The organism is Variovorax brevis, from assembly GCF_030317105.1.
GTDB lineage: Bacteria > Pseudomonadota > Gammaproteobacteria > Burkholderiales > Burkholderiaceae_C > Variovorax > Variovorax brevis.
On record NZ_JASZYG010000009.1, the window covers coordinates 160101 to 174545 of the forward strand.

Annotated in this window: 13 protein-coding genes and 1 pseudogene; 2 read left to right on the plus strand and 12 right to left on the minus strand. The window is 65.9% G+C overall.

Translation table 11 applies throughout. From position 1 onward, the window contains the following. Positions 1–20: 20 nt before the first annotated feature. The gene (locus tag QTI66_RS26505; RefSeq protein WP_286563131.1) at positions 21–2159 is read right to left on the minus strand and encodes a TonB-dependent siderophore receptor; all 2139 of its coding nucleotides are present in this window, start codon (positions 2157–2159) and stop codon (positions 21–23) included. A 219-nt stretch (positions 2160–2378) separates the two neighbouring features. On the opposite strand from QTI66_RS26505, the gene QTI66_RS26510 reads away from it, so the two are divergent. Further along, a complete protein-coding gene (locus QTI66_RS26510; protein WP_286563132.1) occupies positions 2379–2786 on the plus strand; it encodes a hypothetical protein in 408 nt (135 codons plus the stop codon). Positions 2787–2801: 15 nt separating this feature from the next. Here QTI66_RS26510 and QTI66_RS26515 read toward each other — a convergent pair whose 3' ends face one another. From QTI66_RS26515 to QTI66_RS26535, 5 genes are read right to left on the minus strand one after another with little or no spacing between them, the layout of a single operon-like run. Next, a complete protein-coding gene (locus tag QTI66_RS26515; RefSeq protein ID WP_286563133.1) occupies positions 2802–3560 on the minus strand; it encodes a sulfite exporter TauE/SafE family protein in 759 nt (252 codons plus the stop codon). 55 nt (positions 3561–3615) lie between these two features. After that, entirely contained in the window at positions 3616–4662 is a 1047-nt protein-coding gene (gene rtcA, locus QTI66_RS26520; RefSeq protein WP_286563134.1) for an RNA 3'-terminal phosphate cyclase, read from the minus strand. Between the two features lie 17 nt (positions 4663–4679). After that, entirely contained in the window at positions 4680–5519 is an 840-nt protein-coding gene (locus QTI66_RS26525) for a nucleotidyltransferase domain-containing protein (protein WP_286563135.1), read from the minus strand. Beyond that, positions 5516–6478, minus strand: a complete 963-nt coding sequence (locus QTI66_RS26530; RefSeq protein WP_286563136.1) for a ribonuclease Z — start codon at positions 6476–6478, stop codon at positions 5516–5518. Before QTI66_RS26530 ends, QTI66_RS26525 begins: the two co-directional genes overlap by 4 nt. Before the next feature lie 7 nt (positions 6479–6485). Then, the gene (locus QTI66_RS26535; RefSeq protein ID WP_286563137.1) at positions 6486–7712 is read right to left on the minus strand and encodes an RtcB family protein; all 1227 of its coding nucleotides are present in this window, start codon (positions 7710–7712) and stop codon (positions 6486–6488) included. Between the two features lie 233 nt (positions 7713–7945). Between QTI66_RS26535 and rtcR the strand changes: the two genes are divergently transcribed. Next, positions 7946–9559, plus strand: a complete 1614-nt coding sequence (gene rtcR, locus QTI66_RS26540) for an RNA repair transcriptional activator RtcR (RefSeq protein ID WP_286563138.1) — start codon at positions 7946–7948, stop codon at positions 9557–9559. A gap of 64 nt (positions 9560–9623) precedes the next feature. Here rtcR and QTI66_RS26545 read toward each other — a convergent pair whose 3' ends face one another. The 6 genes and pseudogenes from QTI66_RS26545 to purU all read right to left on the minus strand — a co-directional run bounded on the left by QTI66_RS26545 (position 9624) and on the right by purU (position 14406). Further along, positions 9624–10865, minus strand: a complete 1242-nt coding sequence (locus QTI66_RS26545; RefSeq protein ID WP_286563139.1) for a metal-dependent hydrolase family protein — start codon at positions 10863–10865, stop codon at positions 9624–9626. A 113-nt stretch (positions 10866–10978) separates the two neighbouring features. Beyond that, on the minus strand, positions 10979–11974 hold the full coding sequence (locus QTI66_RS26550; protein ID WP_286563140.1) for a S1C family serine protease: 996 nt from the start codon (positions 11972–11974) through the stop codon (positions 10979–10981). A 76-nt stretch (positions 11975–12050) separates the two neighbouring features. Continuing rightward, positions 12051–12209, minus strand: a pseudogene (locus QTI66_RS26555) (type II toxin-antitoxin system RelE/ParE family toxin); the annotation flags it as partial. A 204-nt stretch (positions 12210–12413) separates the two neighbouring features. Continuing rightward, a complete protein-coding gene (locus tag QTI66_RS26560; protein ID WP_286563142.1) occupies positions 12414–13139 on the minus strand; it encodes an LrgB family protein in 726 nt (241 codons plus the stop codon). A gap of 4 nt (positions 13140–13143) precedes the next feature. Further along, entirely contained in the window at positions 13144–13494 is a 351-nt protein-coding gene (locus QTI66_RS26565) for a CidA/LrgA family protein (RefSeq protein WP_286563143.1), read from the minus strand. A gap of 63 nt (positions 13495–13557) precedes the next feature. Then, positions 13558–14406, minus strand: coding sequence for a formyltetrahydrofolate deformylase (gene purU, locus QTI66_RS26570; protein WP_286563145.1), 849 nt, complete (start codon positions 14404–14406; stop codon positions 13558–13560). Positions 14407–14445: the final 39 nt, after the last annotated feature.

A 14445-nucleotide genomic window follows, 5' to 3' on the forward strand; every position in this document is an offset into this window, starting at 1 on the left:
CTCCTCAAACAGTCGGAAGGTCAGAATCGATAGCTCGCGCTGGCAATCGCATTGCGCCGCGCACCATACCAGCAGTCACCACGCGCCAGGCACACGGAGTTGTAGGTCTTGTCGGTCACGTTGTTCACGTTGAGCGCGAAGCGCCACTTGGCGGTTTCGTACGCGACCATGGCATCGAGCAGCGTCACGGCCGGCGTGGCGGGCGCCGGGGTGTCCGTGAACTGGCCCATGTAGCGCACGCCGGCGCCCACGGAGAATCCGGGCAGTCCGGCCAGCGCAAAGCGGTACTTGGCCCACACGCTGGCCTGGTTCTTCGGCACCTGCGTGAGTTGCTGGTCGACGTTGGTATAGGTGTAGGACGCGATGAGATCCCAGGCACTGCCCAGCGTCGCAATGAACCCCAGTTCAGCGCCGGTGGTCTTGGTCTCGCCGACCTGCACCTGGTTGATCGGATTGTTCGGGTCGGGCACGAGGCGATGGTCTTCGCGCAGGTCGTACGCAGCGGCCGTGAACTGGATGGGTCGATCGCTCGGCATGTACTTGATGCCCGCTTCCCACTGCTTGCCCTTTTGCGGCGTGAAGCGCTGGTCGTTCTGGTCGAGTCCGGCGACGGGCGTGAAGGATTCGCCATAGCTGATGTACGGCGAGATGCCGTTGTCCGCGGCGTACATGAAGGCGAAGCGCTTGCTCGTGGCGTTGCTCTTTTCGTCCTCGCTGCCGGCCAGGCTGTTGGTGACGTTGTCATAGCGCACGCCCAGGGTCAGGAGCCAGTTCTTGTCGAAGGCCATCTGGTCCTGCACGTAGATGCCGTACTGGCGCTGCGTCGACTTGGGCGAGTCGACCAGCTCCTGCGTCGGGAAGGGCTGGCCGTAGACCGGCGCGAAGGCATCGATGAGCGGCTGGTTGCCGAACGGGGCGTAGTAGATGGGCAAGTCCGAAGCCGAGCGGCGCTTCAACGCATAGGTGGCGAAATCGACGCCGGTGAGCAGGCGGTGTTCGACAAGGCCGGTCCTGAACTTGCCTTCGACGTTCTGGTCGGCCGTCCACATGTTGACCTTGTTGATGCTCGAATCCCAGAAGCGGCCGAACAGCCGCTGGTTGATCGGGTCGCCCGCCCAGCCGCCGGGCACGGTGAACGAATCGCCGTAAAAGCCGGTGTAGTCGACGTCGTTGTGGGTGTAGCGCAGGTTCTGGCGCACGGCCCAGTTCTCGTTGAAGCGGTGTTCGAAGAGCCAGCCGGCAGTCGTTCGCTCGGTGTTGTAGCGGTCATAGCCAGGCTCGCCGATGAAGCGGCTGGTGGGCAGCAGGCCGCTGGGCGTCGGGATGATCATGCCTTGCCAGGGGAAGAACTGGTTGGTCGAGGCTGTCTTGTCTTTCTGGTAGAGCGCCTGCAAGGTGAGCGTCGTCATGCCGCTCGGGCGCCACGTCAGCGATGGCGCGATGAGCTGGCGGTCGTCGCGCACGTAGTCGACTTGCGTGTCGGCATCGCGGGCGACGGCGATCAGGCGATAGAGCCATTGGCCATCGTCGGTGAGGGGCCCGGTCAGGTCGGCCTGGATCTGCTTGCGGTTCCAACTGCCGTACTCCACGCCGACTTCTCTCTGCGCCTCGGGTTGCGGCCGCTTGCTGACCATGTTGACCACGCCCGCGGTGCTGCCCTGGCCGAACAGCATGGCCGAGGGGCCGCGCAGCACTTCGATGCGTTCGAGCGTGTAGGGGTCGGTGCGGCCGTTGCTCTGGTAGTAGTCGAAGTTCTTGCGCAAGCCGTCCAGGTATTCATCGGGAAAGCCGCCGCGCACGAGGAAGCCGTCGGAGCGCGAATCCAGGCCGTAGGCGTCCGAGCGCACGCCGGTGGCGTAGTTCAGGGCGTCCTGCAGGTTCGTGGCGCCCTGGTCGATCATCTGGTCGCGCGTGATCACGGTGATGGATTGCGGTGTTTCCGACAAGGGCGTGTCGGTCTTCGTGGCCGATGCGGCGTTCCTGGCGCGGTAGCCGACCACCGGCGTGGTCGCGGTCTCGGCCACGGCGTTGGCGTCCACGCGCACCTCGGGAAGGGAGGCCGGGGCGGATGTCTGCGCCAATGCGCCTTGCTGGAGATAGATCGCAAGGCAGCCCGCCAACAGGGCAGGGCCCTGCCGGCGCACGAAAGTTGTCGTCATCGGTGTCCTTCAGAGGGGATTTAAAAAATAATTGCAAATGATAACGACTCTCATTGCAATTGTTACTGAAGAATTAGTGATGGCATGGGTTTTCGGTCGGAGGTCAGGCGTCTTGTTGTTGATGAGAAGCATTCTCATTAGAATGCATGGAAAGTTCGAACCACTACATCGACGCGTCCGGCAAGACGGAGCGCCATTCACTGCATGACGGGAGCCCCAGTGCAACCAATCCACTCCGACTCCGACGCGGCCATGTACCTGCGGCGCTGGAACCAGCTGCAGATGCACGTGCGCTGCGGCCTCTGCGCCCACCACCCAGACTGCGTGCGCATGTACGTGGACATGGGATCGAAGGTGGCGATCAGCGGCATCCAGCCCGCCGCCCGCGTGCATGCACGCACGCTGCACACCCTGGTGCGCACTGCGCAGGACGAAGCCCTGCCGTGGGCCTGGCGCACCTTATGCCTGGAATCCGTAGGTCTGCCGCTCGCGCAGCTCACGTCGATCCTGGCCGCGAGCGACCCGATTGCCCTCAGGGCGATCGAGGCGAGCGTGCTGATGGCCCGCGCACAACTGCCAACACTGCCATGCGCGCAGGTGCTGGCAACGCCGGACCGTTCCCCGTGACGCGCGACGACGCCCTCAGGCGATCAGTCCGTCCCACACCAGCTTGAGCCCCGTCAGCAGCATGCCGACGTAAAGCAGGCGATAGAACCAGACCGCGCTGATGCGCCGCGCAATGCGCACGCCGATCCACACGCCAATCGGCGCCAGCGGCAGCAGCACCAGCGAGGTCGCCAGGTTGCGCCAGTCGAGCAGGCCGAGCCACGCGTAGGGCACCCACTTGCTCAGGTTCACGATAAAGAAAAAGTACGCCATCGTCGCCGTGAAAACGACCGGCGTCAGCCGCAGCGGAATGACGTAGGCGTTGACCGGCGGACCGCCCGCGTGTGCGATGAAACTGGTGAAGCCCGAGATGACGGTGAGCACGCCACCCGTCACGCGCGAGGGTGGCGCCGAATCGCGTCGAGGCGGAAACGCCACCCGCTGCGCCAGGAACAGCAGGGTGAACACACCGACGATGCCCGCCACAGCGTGCGGCGACAGCACCCGGAAGAGCACCGTGCCAATGACCGTGCCCACCAGTCCACATGGGATGAGGAACATCAGCAGTTGCCTGTCGAAGTCACGCCGGAAGGCGGCGATGCCCAGCAGGTCCATGAGCAGCAAGACCGGCATGAGAATGGCCGCCGCCTCGGGCACCGTCACGGCCAGGGCCATCATGGGAACCGCAAGGGAGCCAAAGCCGGCGCCGAAGCCGCTCTTGCTGATGCCCAGCAGGAGCACGGCGGGCACCGCGGCGGCGTAGAAGTGGGGGTCGGAAATTGGTGTGAATTGCAAGCTGGCGATTCTTGCATGGACGTTTCGCCGGCATGACCGCGTGGGCTGATTGACCTCAGGCTGTCGCGAGCGACGCCACCTTCACCACAAAGTGCGCGCCCTCCGGCGCCAGTGAAAATCGAACCGGCAGGAAGCGCTCGATGACGGCGCAATTCGTGCGTGTGTGCTCGGTCAACTCGCTGCAGGTGAAGGCCGCGGTGCCGCCTGATTGCCACACCGCGAGGCCCATCAACAGCGCGAGCTGATCGGCCAGGTGCGCGCCCACCGCGGCTTCGCTCGCCTGATACGCACGCACTTCGGCCACCAGCCGGCGTGCCACTTCTTCGGCACTCACGCCGCGCTCGCCCAGCGAGCAGAACACTTCCGTGACGCGCTCGTAGCCGAGCGTCGCGATCAGCGCATTGCCGGGGCCTTCGTTCTGGCGTTGCTCGCCCACGCGCAGCTGATCGCCTGACCAGCCCATGGCCTGGCCGAGCACATCGAGCTCGCGTCGGGCGACATTGCGCGCGAGGCCGGGCGCCAGGCATTCGGCAAACGCGGACTGGCTGGCGCCGCGCGACAGCAGGCCAAAGGGCAGCAGCGCCCCCGTTGGCGGATGGATGGACGCCTCGACCTCGCCGCCGCCCGCCGGGTAGAAGCCGCAACGACGAAGCGTGAGTTGGAGTTGGGCGCCCATGCGCTTCACCAGCGGCGCATAGGCACGCTGCAGGAAATGAAAGGGCGGCGCCATCGGGTTATGCGTGCCGCCGCTCAGTTGAACATGGCTGGGACCATCCGCCAGAAGCAGCGCGGGCAGCACGGTCTGCAGCACCAGCAGGCAGCTGCCGGCACTGGCGATGGCGAATCGGTAGTCGCCGGCGCGCACGCGTCCGGGTACGAAGCGCAGGGCCTGCGAGCCCAGTTCGGCCCCTTCGACTTGCGCGCCGCTGACTTGCGATGCCGCGAGCACGCAGGCGAGGTGTTGTCGCATCAGGCCGGGCTTGGGTCGCTTCGCGCGGATGTGTTCGATGCAAAGCGGCTGGCCCGTGACCATGGAAAGCGCCAGGCCCGTGCGCAGGATCTGCCCGCCGCCTTCGCCCTGGGATCCGTCGAGTTCGATCATGTCTACTTCTTCTTCTGTCATGTCCTGGAATGTGGGCTGTCGAAACGCAGCACCGTCTCGTGCAGGAAGGCATCCAGCGCCGAGGTGTCGCGCGGCTCCTGCGATTGCACCGGCTCAGCCGCATTCACGGCCAGCTCGCCTTCAATGAACGCATGGATCAGCGGCCAGCGCGGGCTGGTGGCGGCCTCGCCTGCGCGCATCTTCACGTCGAGCAAGGCGTTGATCTCGGCGATGAGCGCGGCATCGGCCTGCGTGTCGAGCGTGCCCAGCGCAAGCTCGGCAAAGCGCATCGGCGGCACGCCCGGGCGATGCCGCACCCAGCGTGCGGCCAGCAGCGGACGCAGCACATAGAGGTACTTCTTGTAGCGCACCACGTCATGTTGCAGATGCTCGCGAAAATTCTTCTTTGCCATCGACGCGTAGTGGTGCCAACCCCGCACCCTGGAAAAGGCCGCTTCCGACAAGGCGCGAAAGGCGGGCATGACCGTGGCCTCCTCGCGGTAAACGACGGGCGAGCGCAACCATTCAAGCAGCGTCGGATTCGATTCGCGCATCAGGCCCAGCGCCTTGCGCAGGTCCCATCCGTTGATGTCCAGATCGCCGCTGATGGGCACCTCGATCACGTCGCGCCGGGGAGAAACGCTGAGGTACCACGGCAGGCGGTTCACGTAGATGAAGCGCACGTCGTAGTCGCTATCCGGCGACGCAAAGCCCCAGCCGCGGCTGCCCGATTCGCACGCGAACAGCACGGTGATGTCATGTTCCTGCTCGATCCGGGCGAGCGCGGTCATGACCTGTGCGCGCATGCTGTCGTCGATGGGATGCGCGGATTGAATGAATTCTCTTGTCTCGTTCATGAAAGGGTCTCCCGGCGATTCAGCACGCCGGCCGCATCGAGGTCATACACATCGAAGTCCTTGGCCAGCCACAGCGCGCCTGGGTATTGCGAACGTGCCTCGGCCTCCAGCTCCGCCAGCCCCTCGGGGTTGTGATACCGGGGGCTGAAGTGCGTGAGCACGAGGTTGGGCAGTCCGATCGCCTGCGCGAACGCGGCCACTTGTCGCGCCGAACTGTGCATCGGGCCGGGGCCGACCTTGTCCAGCACGGGCTGCGTGTAGGTCGCTTCATGCACCAGCAACTGCGCGTCCTTGCACGCTTCGCCCAGCAGGGAAACATCCGCGTTGTCGCCGCCGATCACGGCGCGCACGCGTTGCGTCTGGTGCGTGGCGAAGTCCTCGCTGCGCAGCACGCGCCCGGCGTGCGTCACGTCCTCGCCGCTTTGCAAGGCCTTCCTTTGCGGGCCGGGCGGCAAGCCGACGGCGTGCAGTGCGTCCACGTCCAGCTTGATGCGACGGCTCTCGACCTGCACGCTGTAGGCATGGCTCGGCACGCGATGGCGCAGCGGGTGGGCTTCGATGCGAACGCCCGGCGCTGCCCACAGCGTCGAAGCTGAGTCGACATCGACGTGCGTCACTTCATATGCCAGCTGCAGGTCGGTGCAGGCGCGCGTGGCGTTCAGCCAGTCCCACACCGGCGGCGGTGCGATCAGCGTCAGCGGGCGCTTGCGTCCCGCCATGCCGGCGCTCGCAAGCAGGCCCGGCAGGCCGTAGCAATGGTCGCCGTGCACGTGGGTGATGCAGATGGCGGCCAGGTCGTTCAGCGACAGTCGCGTGTGCTGCAACTGTTGCTGCGTGCCCTCGCCGGCGTCGACCAGGAACCAGTCGGCGCCAGCGGACGTTTGAACGGCCAGGCCCGTCACGTTGCGCTGACGCGTGGGAACGCCCGAAGAGGTTCCAAGAAACGTCAGCGTCAGCATGCCTGGCTCATCCTTTCACGCACACCACCTGCTTGAGCGTGTACACCACCTCCACCAGGTCCTTCTGAGCTTCCATCACCGCGTCGATGTCCTTGTAGGCCATCGGGATCTCGTCGATCACATCGGCGTCCTTGCGGCATTCGACACCTTCGGTGGCGGCGATCTGGTCCGCGATGGTGAACATCTTCTTCGCCTTGGTGCGGCTCATCTTGCGACCTGCGCCGTGGCTGCAGCTCATGAAGCTTTCCGGGTTGCCCTTGCCGCGGACGATGAAGCTCTTGGCGCCCATGCTGCCGGGGATGATCCCCAGTTCGCCAAGCTTGGCGCTCACCGCGCCCTTGCGCGTCACGAGCACGTCTTCGCCAAAGTGCGTCTCGCGGCTCACGTAGTTGTGGTGGCAATTCACCGCTTCCACGTGCGCCTCGAAAGGCTTGGCGATGACCTTGCGTGCGGCACCGATCACGCGCTGCATCATCACTTCGCGATTGGCACGCGCGAACTTCTGCGCCCAGCCCACGGCACGCACGTAGTCGCCGAAGTATTGCGAGCCTTCCTCGAAGTACGACAGGTCCCGGTCGGGCAGGTTGCGCTGGTGCAGTTCGGCATCCTTCTTCGCGAGTTCGATGAAGTGGGTGCCGATGGCGTTGCCCACCCCGCGCGAACCGGAGTGCAGCATGAACCACACGGCGCCCGCTTCGTCCAGGCAGACCTCGATGAAGTGGTTGCCGGTGCCGAGCGTTCCCAGGTGCTTGTAGTTGTTGGTGTTCGCAAGGCGCGGGTAGTCCTCGCAGATCACGTCGAACTCGTGCTTGAGCGCGGCCCATGCAACGTCGGTTTCGTCGGGCGGCGTCTCCCATGAACCCTTGTCGCGACCCATGCGCTTGGGGTTCGAGCCATGCGGCACGGCCTTTTCGATGGCCGAACGCAGCGGGCCCAGGTTGTCGGGCAGGTCGCGCGCGTTGAGCGTGGTCTTGCACGCCATCATTCCGCAGCCAATGTCCACGCCGACGGCGGCTGGGATGATGGCCTTGAAGGTCGGGATGACCGAGCCGACGGTGGCGCCGATGCCGTAGTGCACGTCGGGCATGGCCGCAATGTGCTTGAACACGATGGGCAGGCGCGCTGCGTTCTCCAGTTGCGCCTGTGCCTCGGCCTCGACGGGCACGCCGCGCGTCCACATCTTGACGGGGACGCCGTGCTCGACTTCATGCAGCTTGTAGTTGTTCGTTTCCATGTCTTGTTCCCTCTGCGGGTCGTTCGGGGAAGACGCCAGTCTGCGCCTTCCCCCGACTCACGCCACACGGCGCTTGCCTTGATATCGCGAGGAGCGTGCCAGCGAGGGAGTGTGAATCCGGATTGCTCGCAAGTCGTTGATTTGCATGGGAGTTTGCCTTGAACGAAGGATTCTGGATGCATTGCTCATTTAGTGATGACTAGAATAATCGCTAGCCTTTTATTCAGTACCAGATGAAACCCATCGTCGTCATCGGCTTCCTCGGCACCCAACTCGACGCCGGCCGTGGCGCCGGCCGCTGGGAAAAATGGCGGCCGACGGTATCGCTGGCGCAGCACGAAGACAAGGTCATCCACCGCCTCGAACTCATCTGCACGCGCAACCACCTCGCGCTGGGCGAACTGGTCAAGGCCGACCTGGCGAGCATCTCGCCCGAGACAACGGTGAATCTGGTCGTGATGGACATCACCGACCCGTGGGATTTCGGCGAGGTCTATTCGCGCCTCTTCGACTGGGCGCGCGGTTACGCCTTTGACACGGAGCGCGAGCAGTACTGGGCGCACATCACCACCGGCACGCACGTCGCGCAGATCTGCATGTTCCTTCTGTCGGAGTCGCGCGTCATTCCCGGCGTGCTGGCGCAAAGCTCGCCGCCGCGGCGGCAGGTCGCGGGCGACCCCGGCAGCGTGGCGCTGATCGACCTCGACCTGTCGCGCTACGACGCCATCGCGCGGCGCTTCGACGCCGAGCAGCAGGACGCGGTCGCGTTCCTGAAAAGCGGCATCGCCACGCGCAACGCGCGCTTCAACGCGCTCATCGAGGAAATCGAGCACGTCGCGGTGCGCTCGCGCGCGCCCATCCTGCTGGTCGGGCCGACCGGCGCGGGCAAGTCATTTCTGGCGAGGCGCATGTTCGAGCTGAAGAAGGCGCGACGACAAGTGGGGGCTGGCGCATTCGTCGAGGTCAACTGCGCCACCTTGCGTGGCGACGGCGCGGCGTCCACGCTGTTCGGCCACAAGAAGGGCGCCTTCACCGGCGCGGCCACCGAGCGCGCCGGGCTGCTGCGCACCGCGCACGAAGGCGTGCTGTTCCTGGACGAGATCGGCGAACTCGGACTTGACGAACAAGCCATGCTGCTCAAGGCCATCGAGGAGAAGCGCTTCTTTCCGATGGGCGCCGACCGCGAGGTGGCGAGCGACTTCCAACTCATCGCGGGCAGCAATCGCGACCTGCGCGAGGAAGTGGCCGCCGGGCGCTTTCGCGATGACCTGTTTGCGCGCATCAACCTGTGGACCTACGCGCTGCCGGGGCTGGCGCAGCGGCCCGAGGACATCGAGCCGAATGTGGAGCATCTGCTCTCGCTGTACGCGAGCGAGACCAGCCGCGTCGTGCGCTTCAACGTCGAGGCGCGCGCTGCGTACCTGCGATTCGCGCAGAGCGGTGACGCGCCATGGAGCGGCAACTTCCGCGACCTCTCCGCCAGCGTGACGCGGCTGGCGACGCTGGCCGATGGCGGACGCATCACGGTCGCGCTGGTCGAGGCCGAAATAGCGCGCTTGCGCTGGTTGTGGCAGCGCGCGGCGCCGCGGGCGGCCATGGCTGCTGCGCAAGGCGTCGACGTCGCCGCCTTGCTCGGCCCCGGGCGCGATGCGGCGCTCGACCTGTTCGACCGCCTGCAACTTGAAGCGGTGCTGCGCGTGTGCCGGCAGGCGCGCACGCTGTCAGATGCGGGGCGCCAGTTGTTCAACGCGTCACGCACGCAGCGCAGCGTGGTCAATGACGCGGACAGGCTGCGCAAGTACCTTGGCAAGCATGGGTTGAGTTGGGAGGCGGTCAGCGTGGGTTGATGGTTTAGCGTTCCGGTGAGAACGCCTAAGCGGCTTGAACGCTCTCGTGGGAGCGCTTGATCGCTCAGGAATAGATCACCCCGCCCTTCATCACCATCCCCAGGTTGCCCTGGTGCTGCAACAGACTCACATCTGCCAGCGGGTCCCCTTTCACCAGCAGCAGATCCGCCAGATAGCCCTCGCGCACCAGCCCCAGTTCGTCGCCCAAGCCCATCAGGTCCGCGCCGACGGTGGTGGCGCTGCGCAGCGCCTCGGCCGGCGTGAAGCCGAGGTAGTTCACGAAATGCGCAATGTCCCGCGCGTTGGTCCCCATCGGCGTGATGGTGAAGCCGTAGTCGCCGCCCACCACGATCCGCACGCCCCGGCGACGCAGTTGCTGATAGGTCGACACGCAGCTCTCGAACTTGTGCGCCAGCTTCATGCGCTCGACCGTCTCACGCGGCAGGCCGAACTTCTCGTGTTCAATGAAGGCGTTGTGCAGCAGACCGAAGGCCGGGCCGACGAACAGCTTGTCCTTGTGTGCCTCGAGCAGGTCGAGCGCCTCGCCGTCGGCGTAGTCGCAGTGGTAGATGCAGTCGATGCCCGCCCGCACCGCCAGCTTCACGCTCTCGCTGGAGCGCGCATGCGCCACCGTGGTCTTGCCGTACTTGCGCGCAATCTCCATGAAGGCGTCGAGTTCGTCCACGCACAAGGGCGTTTGTTCGGCCAGCGCGTGCGGCACGAACTGGTCGCCCGAGATATTGATCTTCAGGTTGTCGACGCCTTCGCGCACGCAGGTGCGCACGGCTTGCCGCATCGCCATGGGCCCGTCGACCACCAGGCCGAAGCCCGTGCGGTCTTGATGCATCTGGCCTTCATCGCCCAGCCCGCCCGTCACTGTGAGTTCCGGGCTGGCGGCACGCAGGCGCGGCCCCGCCAGCTGGCCCGAATCGATCGCGTTGCGCAAGGCCACGTCGATGCGCATGCGTGCTGACGCGGCCGAAAAGGCGCTGGTGAATCCGTGTCGCAGCAGCAGCGTCGCGTTGGCGGCGGAGGCCAGGGTGTGGTCTTCCGGCGGGATGTTGCCGACGTCGGCGTTGCTGGCCAGCGCGGTAAAGGACAGGTGGCAGTGGCCCTCGACCATGCCCGGCATGAGCGTGCAGCCTGTGCCATCGACGATGCGGTCGATGGCCTTGGCCTGGTCGCGCAGGGCGCCGCGGCGGCCGTTGACCTGCGCGATGCGCTGGCCGTCCACCAGCACGTCCGCCGCCTGGCGCTCCGTGCGTTCCGAATCCCAGACGAGCGCGTTTTCGATCAGCGTCAACATGGGGCCGCCTCTTCTTGTCTCTGGAAGATGCGCAGTGTCGATCCGGCGTTCGTTCGCCGCAACCGTCAATTGACGCGCACGGCGCCGCCCGCGAACAAATTCGGGGTAAACGCTCAGTCCCGGCGCGCCTCGGCCGGGGTCACCTGCAGGTAAAGCGCCTGCGCGCCCCGCAGGATGCGCAGCACGCACAGCTTGCCGATGCGCGACTCGTCGAGCAACCGTTGCAAGTCATCGACCGTGCGGGCCGGCGCACCGTCGATGCCGACGATGAGGTCGTCGGCGCGCAAGCCGCTGCGGCCCGCGGGCGAATCGGGCTGAACCTCGGTCACGCGAACGCAGCTTTCCTGCTCCACCGCCAGCACGCGCGCCACGCGTCGCGACATCGGCACCGTGGACCCCGACAGCCCGATGTACGCCCGGCGCACCCGGCCGTGCGTGAAAAACTGGGTCACCACCCACTTGGCCGAATTCACCGCCACCGCAAAGCAAATGGCCTGCGCGCCCGGAATGATCGCTGTGTTGACGCCGATCACCCGACCCCGCGTGTCCAGCAGCGGGCCGCCCGAATTGCCGGGGTTGAGCGCCGCGTCCGTCTGGATCACGTTGTCGATCATCCGGCCGGCGTTCGAGCGCAGCGATCTTCCCAGCGCCGACACGATGCCGCTGGTCACCGTGTGGTTGAAACCCAGCGGATTGCCGATGGCGATGGCCACCTGCCCGACGCGCAGCCGGGACGAGTCGCCCAGCACCACGTGCGGCAGCGAGCGGCTGGCGCCGATGCGCAGCACCGCCAGATCGGTGGCGGGGTCTTCGCCGACCAGCTGGGCGTCGCTGCGCGTGCCGTCGGGCCGCATCACCTCCAGGGAGGTGGCGCCGTGCACCACGTGGCTGTTGGTCAGCAGGTACCCGTCGGGGGTGAAGAGAAAGCCGGAGCCCGCACCGCTTTGCCGGCCGCGCCCACCGGTCTTGTGGGCTGCGATATACACCACCGCGTCCTGCACCTGCTCCACGGTCGATGCGACCGCCTCGGAATAGGCATCGAGGAGAAGGCTGTCGTCGTCAGGCTGTGCCGCTGCCGGCTGCCCGGGGAAGTTTGGTCGGTCACCCATGTCTTTGCTTTCGACGTAAGTGCCACAGTTGGTGGCGCGGGGCGCGAAACGCAAGATGGTCGCCGGAATCCGAATTTCAGTGGTAGTCGTCTTCGCGCTGATGGCGGATCGCAGCGATGACCACGGTCTCCCGGGAGACGATTTCGAATAGCGCGACGTAGCCGCTCTTGCCGAACGGAATCACCAGTTCGCGGACGAACGAATCATCTCCGGCCTTGCGGCAGCTGAAGGGTGAAAAGCGTGGTGCTCAGCGGACGGGCGGTTGGCGTTTTGCCGCTGCGGCCAACTTCTTCCTGAGCTTGTCCATCACATCGGCAGCCTCGACGTACGCGCCGGACTGCTTCGCGTCCGCAAGCGAACGAAGAGCTCGCGATACAAATTCGGCTTGATCGACTCGAACGGAGGGAGTGGAGGTCGCTTTCATGTGGCCCAATTGACGTCAAAACAGCCGAAACACCAGCGGCATCAAAAGCGCCGCCAGCACCACCTGCATGCCCAACGCCAGTCCGGCGTAGGCGCCGGCATTCGGATCCACCTGCAGCGATCGCGCCGCGCCGATGCCGTGCGACGCCGTCCCCAGGGCAAATCCGCGCGCCGCAAAGCCGGCCGGATCGGTCGAGATGCGCATGAGGTCGAAGAGGTACTTGCCCGTCAGCGCGCCGATCATCCCGGTCAGCACCGCGAAGACGGCCGACAGTGCCGGAATGCCGCCGATCTTTTCGGCAATGCCCATGGCGACCGGCGCCGTGACCGACTTCGGCGCCAGCGACAGCACGACGTCGTGCGGCAGTCCGACGGCCCATCCCAGCGCCAGCGCCGACCCGCTGGCCGCCGCGCCACCCAGCAGGGCCGCGAGCACGATGCGACCGAAGCGCTCGCGCAACTCGACCCGGCGCTGCCACAGCGGCCACGCCAGCGCGACGACGGCGGGCCCGAGCAGGAAGTGGATGAACTGCGCGCCGGCAAAGTAGGTCGGGTAGTCGACTCCCGTCGCCAGCAAGCCACCGGCCAGCACGACGACAGACCACAGCACCGGATTCGCCCAGGGTGCGCCGCCCAACCGGACGTAGGTCGCCTGCGCCAGCAGGTACATCACCAGCGTTGCCGTGAGTCCGAAGAGCGGCGAGGCCGAGAGGTAGATCCAGAGTTCGACGAAGCGGGGCATGCGTTCAGCCTTCCCTCGATGCGGGCCGGGGCCACCACAGCACGGCCGCCGTCACGCCAAGGCCGATCCATGTGGACACCGCGATCACGAAAAGCATGCGTCCCCCGTACTGCGCCAGCAACGCCAAGTGCGTCATCACGCCGACCCCGACGGGGATGAAGAGCAGCGAAAGATGCGAGAGCAGGAAGTTCGCGCATTCGCCCACCGGCTCGCGCACCCGCGGGAACCGCAAGGCCACGAGCATCAGCATCAGGCCCACCACGGGGCCGGGCAAGGGCAGCGAAAAGGCCCGGGTCAGCACCTCGCCAACGGACTGGCACACCAGCAACCAGGCAAGACCGCGCAATCCGTTCATGCGTGAGCACTACGCCTTTCCATGGTGCAGGTGAGGGGCTCGCGGTCCATGGGAGCCCGGCGACTATTTGAAGATCACCGTCTTGTGCCCATTGAGCAGCACGCGGTGCTCGCTGTGCCACTTCACCGCACGCGCCAGCACCTGGCTTTCGGTGTCGCGGCCGCGGGCCGTGAGGCTTTCGACCGTGTCGGTGTGGTCGGCGCGCGCCACGTCCTGCTCGATGATCGGGCCTTCGTCCAGGTCGGCCGTCACGTAGTGCGCGGTGGCGCCGATCAGCTTCACGCCACGGTCATGGGCCTGGTAGTAGGGCTTGGCGCCCTTGAAGCTGGGCAGGAAGGAGTGGTGGATGTTGATGGCGCGGCCTTCCAGCTTGGCGCACAGGTCGTTGCTCAGCACCTGCATGTAGCGCGCGAGCACCACGAGTTCGGCGCCTTCTTCCTGGATGATCTCGAACTGCTTCGCCTCCGCCTGCGCCTTGGTCGCGGCCGTCACCGGGATGTGGTGGAAAGGCACGTTGTAGCTGGCCGCCAGTTGATAGAACTCGCGATGGTTCGAGATGATGGCGCCGATGTCGATGGACAGCAGTCCGCTCTTCCAGCGGAACAGCAGGTCGTTCAGGCAGTGGCCTTCCTTGCTGACCAGGATGACCGTCTTCATCGGCTGCGTGGCGGCGTGAAGCTTCCAGTTCATGTGGAAGGGCGTGGCAAAGGCCTCGAGCTGCGACTTCAGGGCAACCTCGTCGTGGTCGCCGCAGGCAAAGCGCACGCGCATGAAGAACAGGCCCGTGTCGTGGTCGTTGTACTGCGCTGCCTCTTCGATGTTGCCGCCACGTTCGAGCAGAAAGCCGGAAACGGCGTGCACGATGCCGGTTCGGTCGGGACAGGAAAGGGTGAGGATGTACGCGGAGGTCATAAGGGCGGTGATTGTCGCAGGGGCGCGCCGACGGGTGCG

Coding starts and splice junctions, on each gene's coding strand:
- QTI66_RS26505 (WP_286563131.1), bottom strand. CDS start 2,159: ATGACGACAACTTTCGTGCGCCGGCAGGGCCCTGCCCTGTTGGCGGGC.
- rtcA (WP_286563134.1), bottom strand. CDS start 4,662: ATGATCGAACTCGACGGATCCCAGGGCGAAGGCGGCGGGCAGATCCTG.
- QTI66_RS26525 (WP_286563135.1), bottom strand. CDS start 5,519: ATGAACGAGACAAGAGAATTCATTCAATCCGCGCATCCCATCGACGAC.
- QTI66_RS26530 (WP_286563136.1), bottom strand. CDS start 6,478: ATGCTGACGCTGACGTTTCTTGGAACCTCTTCGGGCGTTCCCACGCGT.
- QTI66_RS26535 (WP_286563137.1), bottom strand. CDS start 7,712: ATGGAAACGAACAACTACAAGCTGCATGAAGTCGAGCACGGCGTCCCC.
- rtcR (WP_286563138.1), top strand. CDS start 7,946: ATGAAACCCATCGTCGTCATCGGCTTCCTCGGCACCCAACTCGACGCC.
- QTI66_RS26545 (WP_286563139.1), bottom strand. CDS start 10,865: ATGTTGACGCTGATCGAAAACGCGCTCGTCTGGGATTCGGAACGCACG.
- QTI66_RS26550 (WP_286563140.1), bottom strand. CDS start 11,974: ATGGGTGACCGACCAAACTTCCCCGGGCAGCCGGCAGCGGCACAGCCT.
- QTI66_RS26560 (WP_286563142.1), bottom strand. CDS start 13,139: ATGCCCCGCTTCGTCGAACTCTGGATCTACCTCTCGGCCTCGCCGCTC.
- QTI66_RS26565 (WP_286563143.1), bottom strand. CDS start 13,494: ATGAACGGATTGCGCGGTCTTGCCTGGTTGCTGGTGTGCCAGTCCGTT.
- purU (WP_286563145.1), bottom strand. CDS start 14,406: ATGACCTCCGCGTACATCCTCACCCTTTCCTGTCCCGACCGAACCGGC.